1 protein-coding gene and 1 pseudogene are annotated in these 2,104 nt (G+C 51.8%); both read right to left on the bottom strand.

Annotated elements, in window-relative coordinates:
- Positions 1–344: 344 nt before the first annotated feature.
- Complete coding sequence (locus AACS18_RS09500; protein WP_308810824.1) at positions 345–845, bottom strand: DUF2931 family protein; 501 nt, start codon at positions 843–845, stop codon at positions 345–347.
- Between the two features lie 194 nt (positions 846–1,039).
- A pseudogene (gene istB, locus AACS18_RS09505) lies at positions 1,040–1,831 on the bottom strand (IS21-like element helper ATPase IstB).
- Between the last annotated feature and the right edge of the window lie 273 nt (positions 1,832–2,104).

Here is a 2,104-nt window from a genome sequence, read left to right on the forward strand (position 1 = left end):
TCAGCCTTATCGCCTCTGGCCTGCCAGAAAGCACAGATGCTCTCGGCCAATTCTGCGGCCATGGCATGGTCGTTATCACGACGACAAATCAGATACTGGGCCAGCCAATTTTGGTACTGCTTCATTGACAACTCTTAAACCACGATCCAAGTCAATTAACCAGATCGGTATCCGTTTTAGGCTGCGCTTCACGATACGTGTCCATAATTGGCGCCCACGCCATCCAACTGGGCGTGGGGTATTCTGGTAAGCCTCACGGAATTTTTTATCAAACCCAGCCCAACGAGTTTTAAACTGGCTCTCGAGCGGGTCTTCTCTGTTAGGATTGATAGGGACCTCTTGCGCTATTCCCCTGGCCAGCAGAATATCGGCTTTAACGTCGGGGTCGGTGATATAGACCTCAACATCCCCCCGCTCGCCATCCCCAGTGCAATATTGTCTCGCTGCTCAACGAACCATTTATCCTTGATCTTCACCCTGTAGCGCTTGGCCATCTGCTTGACCAAATCCTTGGGCCAATCAAACGTGATGCCGTATCGTTTCTTGTCGTGATAGGACACCCATTCGATCACCACCTTGTCAGGCACGGGCTGGCCATACAGGAAGCGGCCCGGACCTATGCGCCAACGGTAATCCTTGGCTTTTAATGCTTTTGGCTCGACGAACCCGGCAACTCCATTAGACGACCCATGCACAGGCTTACTCTCCCTGTAGAAATAGGCCTTGGTGTGCCAGATTTCATCGGCATTGAATCCAAACGAATATCGCCAGTCCATCATCTTGGGGCCATTGTCATCACAGGCCACCAGTCCCAGGGTCAGCAGTGACGCAATTAACCATCGCATCAATGTCCCCCTTCTTGATTCGACATGATCCGGCGCACATCATCGCCGCCACAATATGTGGGGATACTTCACCAATCCGGTGTCTGCGCTGTAGAGCAGGTATTTTGGAAGCCAAACCCAATGAACAATTGTCAATACCGATCGAATTGTGACCCACCCAGCCAAAGTAAAAGGCCCCCCCCCCTTGTTAATGGTTAAGCAGAAGTAATGGCATCTGCTGCCTTCTTCAACTGACCACTTTTTAACTTGTCCTTCAGACGGTAACTTTGCCCGCTAATTTGAACTATGTGGGCATGGTGCAGTAAACGGTCCAGCATCGCCGCCGTCAGCGTTTCATCATCCCCAAATGTGCCCGACCACTGTGTAAATGGCAGATTGCTGGTCAAGATCAGACTGCCTGACTCGTAACGCCTGGCGACAACCTGGAAGAATAAGTTAGCCTCCTCTTTGCCAAAAGGCAGATAACCGATCTCGTCAATAACCAGTAATCTTGGCTTGTGAATGATGCGGTTCAGATAGCCTTTAAGCTCCCCCTGACGATGTGCGACGACCAATTGCAACATCATGTCCGCTGCGGTGATAAACCGGGTACTCAGCCCAGCCATGGCACATCTGTATGCCAGTGCACCAGCAAGGTGACTTTTCCCTACGCCAGATGGTCCCAAGAACACGATATTCTCCTTCCGTTCGATGAACGCCAAGCTCGCCAGTTCCTGGATCTGTGCCCGAGGAGCGCGACTGGCGAACTTGAAGTTGAATTGCTCCAGTGTCTTGACCAAGGGCAAACCTGAAAGGCGTAACAGCGTCTGGCGCCGACGCTCATCACGACTGTCAGACTCCAGCTTCAGGAGTTGCTCAAGAAAATCACCTAGTGAAGAGGCATTATCTATCGCTTGCTACGCGAGAGCCGGCCACTCAGATGCGATACGATCAAGCCGAAACTGTTCGCAGAGTTCAGCGATCCGTTGATGTTGTAGAGTGCTCATGCATGGCCCTCCAGCAAGGACTGATAAACCGATAGGGGGTGCTGAATGCTCTCTACTGGTAGAACCCTGCGTGGCACATCAGTTAATCGTGGTACGGATAGTGGTTGGTTCGGCGGTAATGGGAGTAATGCTGCCAACTCTTCTTGTAACCGTTGCTCTGGAGGGATCCCGGTCGTGCCGTGTTTCCTGGCGTTAGCGGTATTTACAAGCCATGTAGTGGTCTAATCATCCCGGACACCATTTTAGGTGGTACAGTCGCCACCATGACCTGAG

The sequence above is a fragment of the Aeromonas sp. HMWF015 genome (assembly GCF_963878965.1).
In the GTDB taxonomy this organism is placed as follows: domain Bacteria; phylum Pseudomonadota; class Gammaproteobacteria; order Enterobacterales; family Aeromonadaceae; genus Aeromonas; species Aeromonas veronii.

What these genes read in the sequence shown, in the direction of transcription:
- AACS18_RS09500 (WP_308810824.1), bottom strand. Translation starts at nt 845, where the DNA reads ATGCGATGGTTAATTGCGTCACTGCTGACCCTGGGACTGGTGGCCTGT.